Genomic DNA, 7456 nt, shown 5'->3' on the forward strand with positions numbered 1-7456 from the left:
GGATGACGCGGCAGGAGACGCAGCGGCCAATCGTCGGCTTGATGACCTATCGGGTCGTGGTCATCACGACCCTCCTCATCTCCACGTTCATCATCGAGCTGATCTTCCGCCCGGCGATTCCTCTGCGGCCCTTCTATCAGCTGGGCGGAGTCACGTACGTGCTGAGCCTGGCCTACGCGCTGCTGTATCCGCGCATGAAAGGGAACCCGGTCTTCGTGCCGCTGCAGCTCGGCGGAGACCTGCTGGTGGTCACGGGACTCGTCTACGTGACCGGAGGTCCAGAGAGCCCATTCTCGTTCCTGTACCTGATCCTGATCATCACGGCGTCGATCCTGCTGTTCCGCCGGGGCGCGATTCTCATCGCCACGGGGGCGTGGCTGCTCTACGCGGTTCTCGTCGAGGCCACCTACTTCCGCCTGCTTCCGTTGTATCCGCGCGGGGACTTCGAGGGGGCGGATCTTTCCGAGCGGCGGATCCTCTATCTCCTGTTCGCGCACCTCTTCTCCTTCCTGACGGTGGCGTACCTGATTTCCCACGTTTCCGAGATGCTGCGCAAGGCGGGGGAGAAGCTCACGGCCAAGGAGAACGACCTTGCCGAGCTGCGGGCCTTCAACGAGGACATCATCGACAGCATGAACAGCGGGCTCCTCACCACCGGCCTCGAGGGGCGCATCACGTTCACCAACCGTGCGGCGTCCCAGATCACGGGATACTCGGCCGCGGAGCTCGCGGGGCGGGGAGTGACGGACCTCCTCGGTGCGGGTCCGGGCTTCCTGGGCGAGGTGCGCGAGGGACTCGGGAGAGCCAACCGATTCCGGTTCGAGAAGGAATTCCAGGCGCGCGGGGGCGAGAATCTCTTTCTCGGCTTCACGGCCTCGATTCTGAAGAACAAGGAGGCGACTCCCCTGGGGTTCATCTTCATCTTCCAGGACCTCACGGAAATCCGCGTCCTGGAGGAGGAGGTCGGGCTCCAGAAGAGGATGGCGGCCCTGGGCGAGATGGCCGCCGGCATGGCCCACGAGCTGCGCAATCCGCTCGCCTCGATCAGCGGATCGGTGCAGGTCCTGAAGCGAGATCTTCCCCCGGGCTCGGAGCAGAGCGAGCTGATGGGGATCATCCTCAAGGAATCCCGCAGGCTCGACCAGACGATCCGCGATTTTCTCCTGTTCGCGAAGCCGGGGCGCTTCACCCCCGAGCGGGCCGACCTCTCCGAGATCCTCTCGGATTCCCTCAAGCTCCTGCAGAACAGCGAGGAATTCCGGCCGTCGCACCGGTTGAAGACCCAGTTCCATCCCGAGAAGATCCCGGTGGTCGTGGACGCGAACCGGATGCGGCAGGTGTTCTGGAACCTGGCGAAGAACGCCCTCAAGGCGATGCCGGAAGGGGGAACGCTGACCGTGAAGGCGCTCGGAGAAGTCGACGGCCAGGTGCTCATCTCGTTCCAGGACGAGGGCATCGGCATGGGAGAAACGGAAGTGACCCGGAACTTCCAGCCGTTCCACGGGTCCTTCCAGACCGGCACGGGGCTGGGATTGGCGATTGTCTACCGGATCGTCCAGGAGCATCAGGGGCGGATCCGGGTGAAGAGCCGGCGCAGTGCCGGCACGGAAGTGCAGATACTGCTGCCCAAGAAGCACGGGGAGGCCCGGCGCGCCGCGCAGGAGGAAACTTGGACCGGATTCTGATCGTCGACGACGAGAAGGGCATGCGGGATCTCCTGTCCATCATGCTCCGGAACGACGGCTACAAGGTGGACGCCGCGGAGTCGGCCGGGCGGGCCCGGGACCTCGTCTCCAAGGCTTCCTACGACCTGATCATCTCCGACATCGCCATGCCCGACGGCAGCGGCGTCGACGTGCTCCGCGCGGCGAAGGAAATCCAGCCGGACACCATCGTCATCCTGATCACCGCCTACGCCTCCACCGAGTCGGCCATCGAGGCCCTGAAGCTCGGGGCCTACGACTACATCATCAAGCCGTTCGATGTGGAGGAGATGCGCATCGTCCTCAAGAACGCCCTGGAGCGCCGCCAGCTCGAGCGCGAGAACACCCTGCTCAAGCGGGAACTCAAGGAGAACTCGCGGTTCGACGATTTGGTGGGCGAGAGCCCGACCATGGAAGAGGTCCGCGCGATGCTCGACCGCGTCGCCTCCACGAACAGCACCGTGCTGATCTCGGGCGAATCGGGGACCGGCAAGGAGCTGGCCGCGCGCGCCATCCATCGCAGGAGCCCGCGGCGCGCCAAGCAGTTCGTGTCGATCAACTGCGGGGCCCTGCCCGACGAGCTCCTCGAATCCGAGCTGTTCGGACATGTCAAGGGGTCCTTCACCGGCGCGGTGGCGGCCAAGAAAGGGCTGTTCGAGGTCGCCGACGGCGGCACAATCTTCCTCGACGAGATCGGCGACACCAGCCCCGCCATGCAGATCAAGCTCCTGCGGGTGCTCCAGGAACGGGAAATCCGGCGCGTCGGCGGCACCGAGCAGCTGGAGGTCGACGTGCGAGTCATCGCCGCGACGAACCAGGATCTCGACGCACTCGTCCGGGAAAAGCGCTTTCGGGAGGACCTCTTCTACCGCATCAACGTGATCGCCATCAAGATGCCGCCGCTGAGGGACAAGCGCGAAGACATCCCGTTCCTCGCGAACCACTTCCTGGCAAAATATACTAGGATGATGGGGAAGAAGATCCGGGAGATCTCTCCCGAGGCGATGCGCCAGCTGATGGACTACGCGTGGCCCGGAAACGTCCGCGAGCTGGAGAACGTCATCGAGCGGGCCGTCGCCCTGGAAACGACCGATCGGATCCTGCCCGGGAGCTTCAGCCGGGACGTCACCTCGCGGCCGGAGCCGGGCGCCGCGCTACCGGTGTCGCTGGAGGAGAAGGGAATCGACCTCGAGACCCAGCTCGAGCAACTCCGGGAACGGTTCATGAACGAAGCCCTGGCCCGCACGAACGGCGTGCAGACGCGCGCCGCGGAGCTGCTGGGAATGAGCTTTCGCTCCTTCCGTTATTTCGCCAAGAAGTACAATCTGATGGAAGGCCGCGACCCGAAGGAGGGTTTCGGCCGGTAGAGGAGCCGGTGGGCGCATCCTTCAGGGCGACGGGCGCCCCGCTCCGCCGCCGCCTCGCGGCGGCGTGCCTCGTCCTCGCGGTCGCCCTCCTGTTCCACAGGGTCCTGCTTGGCGAAGGACTCCTCTACTTCCGCGACGTCTCCCTGAACCACCTCCCCAGCCGGATTTACACCACGCCGCTCCTGCGCTCCGGGCATCTGGCTCTGTGGAATCCTTACCTATCGGGAGGGATGCCCTTCGCAGCGAATCCGAACAACCTGTTGCTCCACCCCATCAGCCTCCTGTTCCTGGCGCTTCCCGTGATGGTCGCCTTTCATGCTTCCATCCTCCTCCAGTACGTGCTGGCGGGCTGGGGAATGCTCCTGTGGGCAAGGGGAGAGGGCCTGCGGGAGGAAGCGGGCCTGGCAGGCGCCGTGACCTACGCCTTGGGCGGGGCCATGGCCTCCTGCGGCTCCCTCCAGAACCTCCTCTCCTCGTGGGCCTGGGTGCCTCTCGCTCTCTTCGCGGCTCAACGTCATCGGCAAAGCGGGAGCCGATGGGCGCTGCTCGGCTTCTCGGGCGCGGTGGGCGTGCAGGTCCTGGCGGGAGATCCGCTGGCGGCCGGCACCGCGCTCCTCCTCGCCCTCGCCGATGCGCGCTGGGGGGCGGGCGCGGAAGGGAAGCGGTTCGGACGCGCCGCCGGCCGACTGGCCGCGGGCTTCCTGCTGGGCTGCGGGATGGCGCTGGCTCAAGTGATTCCGGCGCGCGAGATGCTGATGGAATCGAGCCGGTCCTCCGGGGTTCCCTTCAAGGACGCGGCGGTCTGGTCGATCGCGCCGATCCGGCTGCTGGAGACGATCGTCCCGTCGCTCTACGGCGATCCCACGATGCTCCGCGTCACGAGTTATTGGGGAGGCTTGGTTTTCGAGAAAGGATACCCCTTCCTGCTGAGCATCTATGTCGGCGCGGTTCCGGTCCTGCTCGGCCTCTGCGCGCTGGGTGCGAAAGGCCGGCTCGCCAAGGCGCTCGGTGCGCTCACCGGATTCTTCCTGCTGGCCTCCCTGGGACCGCGGGGTTTCCTTTACACGGCGCTCTACCACGGAGTGCCGCTGCTGGCGAGCCTGCGGTACCCCTCCCGCTTTTTGATTCCGGCCTCGCTGTGCCTGTCGATGCTCGCGGCGCTCGGACTGGCGCGCTTTCGGGAGGAGTTGCCCCGCCGGAGGCTGGGTCCGGGGACGCGCCTGCTGCTGGGGGGGGCGGGACTCCTCGCCGCCGTCACGGCGGCCCTGGCGTGGTTCCCGCCCTGCCGGGAATGGCTCGTCGGCGGAGGATTGGGAGTCGCCGCGCACGTCGGCGCGGCGGAACTGGGGGTCATCACCGGCAAGATCCAAGTAGAGCTTCTGCGCTGCACGCTCCTGTCCGCCGGGGCGGGGGTCACGGTCCTGGCGCTCCGGAGGCTGCGGATGGGACCGGCGCTAGCCTCGCTTCTGGCGCTCCTCGCGATCGGCGTGGATCTGGTCTCGGCGAACTCCCACGTGAATCCCGTGGTGCCTCCGGCGTTCTACGAAGCGACCCCGCCGATCTTGAAGATCGTGGAGGACGCCAATCCGGCCAAGCGCGTCTACTCCGAGCCGCGCCCGGCGGGCTTCGCCGTGATGGCGCTGAGCGATTCCGCCTGGTGGGGCTACTACTGGGACCAGCTTACCGGCCGAGTGGGCACTTCGCTGCCACACCGGGTTCGGATGGCCTACGACAAGAGCACCGATCTCCTAAGTCCGCGCCGCGTCAACGAGCTCGCGGATCAGATGAGAGATCTCGACGCGAAGAGCCTCCGCCGGCTCGCCGAGATCGCGGAGGTCGGCACGCTGGCCACCTACCGGGAATTGAACGACCCGGGCCTCATTCCGGCGGGACAGGTCGCGAGGCAGACGAACGTTCCTCTGCGCTTCTACCGGACGCGGGACCCCTTGCCGAGGGCTTTTCTCGTCGCGCGCGCCCGACCGGAGAGGGGCAAAGCCCTCGAGGCGCTGACGCGCGACGACTTCGATCCGCGGGCGGAAGCCTACGTCGAAGGGATCCGCTCGGCGCGCGGCGATCCGGGGGCGGCGGGCAGCGCGCGCGTCGTGGTCGATGCGCCCGAGCGGTTGGTCGTGGAGGTTTCCGCCGCGCGGCCCGGCTGGCTCATCGTGACGGACAATTTCTATCCCGGATGGATCGCGCAGCGCGACGGAACGTCTCTGCCGATCCGGCGGGGAAATTTCCTGTTTCGAGCCGTGGAAGTCCCCGCCGGTGAGTCGCGCATCGTCCTGCGCTACCGCCCCCGCTCCTTTCTCCTCGGCGCCGCCGGCTCCCTGATCGCGCTGGGCGCCGGCCTCGGCTGGGCCTGGGCGCCTCGCAAGAAGGTTCCGGCATGAGCCGGATCGGGACGACCGGGACCCGGTTTTCATGGGGGCGCTGGGCCCTTCCCGTCCTCCTCGGTCTCACCCTTGGCGCGGCCGTCCTGCAGCCCATCCGCAGCTATGACCTGGGCTGGCAGCTGGCGGCGGGGCGCCTGATCGTGGAGGCGCGGGGAATCCCCGCCACGGATGTCTTCTCGTTCACGCGGGCGGGAACCCCCTGGCTCGATCATGAGTGGCTGTTCCAGGTGATCGCCTATCTGCTCTTCCGGGCCGGAGGATGGCCCGCCCTCCTGGCGCTCACCCTGCTCCTGGCGCTGGCCGCCTACGCGCTGATGGCTTGGATGCTGAAGCAGGAGGGCCTGGGAGGGGGAACGCTCTGCCTGCTCCTGGTCCTGTCGATCGCCGGGGCCCGCTTCCGATTCGACGCGCGGCCCGAGATGGTGTCCCTGGCCCTCTTGACGGTCCTCTTTTTTGCGTTGCACACGAGCCGGCGTTCCGCAGGGGCGATCTGGCTTCTTCCCCCTGTTTTCCTGCTCTGGGCCAACGTTCACCCCGGCGGCCTGCTCGGCGCGGCCCTGATGCTCCTCTGGCTGGCCGGAGAGCGGCTCCAGAGTTGGAGGGCGCCGCGCCCCTCCCGGGAACCGGGCCGCCTGGCGATCGCCCTCCTGTCGCCGCTCCTGCTCCTGGCCAATCCGGGAGGCTGGCGCCTCCTGAAGATCCCGTTCGAGATTCGCAGCATCGTGAAGTCGGGCCATGCCCCGAACCTGGAATGGGCGCCTCCCGCCTTCGCCCAATTCCCGCTGTTCTACCTTTCGGTGATCGCCGGCTTGGTGGTTCTTGGCGCGGGGATCCGACGCATCGATCTCCCCGCCGCGCTGGTCGCGCTGGCGGCCGCGGTCCTCGCCTTCCAGCACCTCCGGAACATCGGATTCTTCTTCCTGCTTCTTCCCATCGCGCTGGCGAGGCCCGCGGCGTTCCTGGAGGATCGGATGCGGATTCCGCGCCGCGAGAGCCGCCTCCTCGCCGCGACGCTTCTGCTCTTGGTCGCGGCCCATTTCTTCCAGGCGAACCGGCTCGCCGCGCGCGGCGGATTCTTGGACCCGGTCGAGCCGCGCGCGGCCGTCGACTTCATCGAGACGCGGGGAATCGGCGGGAGACTGTTCAACGACGTTCTTTTCGGCGGGTACCTCGTCTGGCGGCGATATCCCGAACACCGCGTGTTCATCGACGGACGGAACGAGATCTACGACTCGCTGCTTGCCGAGATTTTCGACGCCGTCAATGACGGAGAAAAGTGGAAGCTCCTCATGGAGCGTTATGGAATCGACGCGGCCCTTCTCCGGCGCGGCCAGATGCAGGCGGTGCGCTATCCCCCCTCCGTTCCGGGAGGCGCGGTGACGACGGAGCTGCGCGCCTTCTCAGCATCTCACTTTCCGGCCTCCCAATGGGCCCTGGTCTATTGGGACGAGCGCGCCCTTCTTTTCGTCCGGCGGAACGACCCGGCGGCCCGTCCCCTCCTCCAAGCCGAATTCCGGGTCAATCCCGACGACATCCCTCACACCCTCGCGCTGCTCTCCCGCGGCGATCTGGATCGGCGGGAGGTCCTCGAGGAGATGGATCGGAAAATCGGCCAGGAGCCCGATTCCCCGACGGCGCTCAGGCTGCGGGAGATGTTCCGGCGGGTGAAGGTTCCGGGACGGGAGAACCTGATGACAGGAGGTGTCAAGGCGGGCCTTCCGAGCTGACACTAATTGTTGCCCGACCCGCTTTCCGTTCTGTTCGTAATCCTGTAACGTACAAAATATCAATGGGTTAGATTGCCACCTGCGGCCGTCCTGGCGCTGGCATCGGCATTGCTCCACAGCCACGGCAGGAGGTGAGACTCACATGAGACATCAGAAAGGTTTCACGTTGATCGAGCTGTTGATCGTCGTGGCCATCATCGGGATCATCGCGGCCATCGCGATCCCGAACCTGCTGAACGCGATCGATCGCGGCAAGCAGAAGC

Annotated in this window: 5 protein-coding genes; all 5 read left to right on the top strand. The window is 66.7% G+C overall.

Annotated elements, in window-relative coordinates; all coding sequences use genetic code 11:
* Nucleotides 1–2: 2 nt before the first annotated feature.
* On the top strand, nt 3–1685 hold the full coding sequence (locus VGR67_11265) for an ATP-binding protein (protein ID HEV8336989.1): 1683 nt from the start codon (nt 3–5) through the stop codon (nt 1683–1685).
* Nucleotides 1670–3070, top strand: a complete 1401-nt coding sequence (locus tag VGR67_11270) for a sigma-54 dependent transcriptional regulator (GenBank protein ID HEV8336990.1) — start codon at nt 1670–1672, stop codon at nt 3068–3070. The genes VGR67_11265 and VGR67_11270 overlap by 16 nt, the downstream gene beginning before the upstream one ends.
* Nucleotides 3071–3078: 8 nt before the next feature.
* Nucleotides 3079–5463, top strand: a complete 2385-nt coding sequence (locus tag VGR67_11275; GenBank protein HEV8336991.1) for a hypothetical protein — start codon at nt 3079–3081, stop codon at nt 5461–5463.
* Entirely contained in the window at nt 5460–7193 is a 1734-nt protein-coding gene (locus VGR67_11280) for a hypothetical protein (protein ID HEV8336992.1), read from the top strand. The genes VGR67_11275 and VGR67_11280 overlap by 4 nt, the downstream gene beginning before the upstream one ends.
* Nucleotides 7194–7335: 142 nt before the next feature.
* A partial coding sequence (locus VGR67_11285) for a prepilin-type N-terminal cleavage/methylation domain-containing protein (GenBank protein ID HEV8336993.1) occupies nt 7336–7456 on the top strand: 121 nt, incomplete at its 3' end.

The sequence above is a fragment of the Candidatus Polarisedimenticolia bacterium genome (genome assembly GCA_036004685.1).
Lineage (GTDB): Bacteria > Acidobacteriota > Polarisedimenticolia > Gp22-AA2 > AA152 > DASYRE01.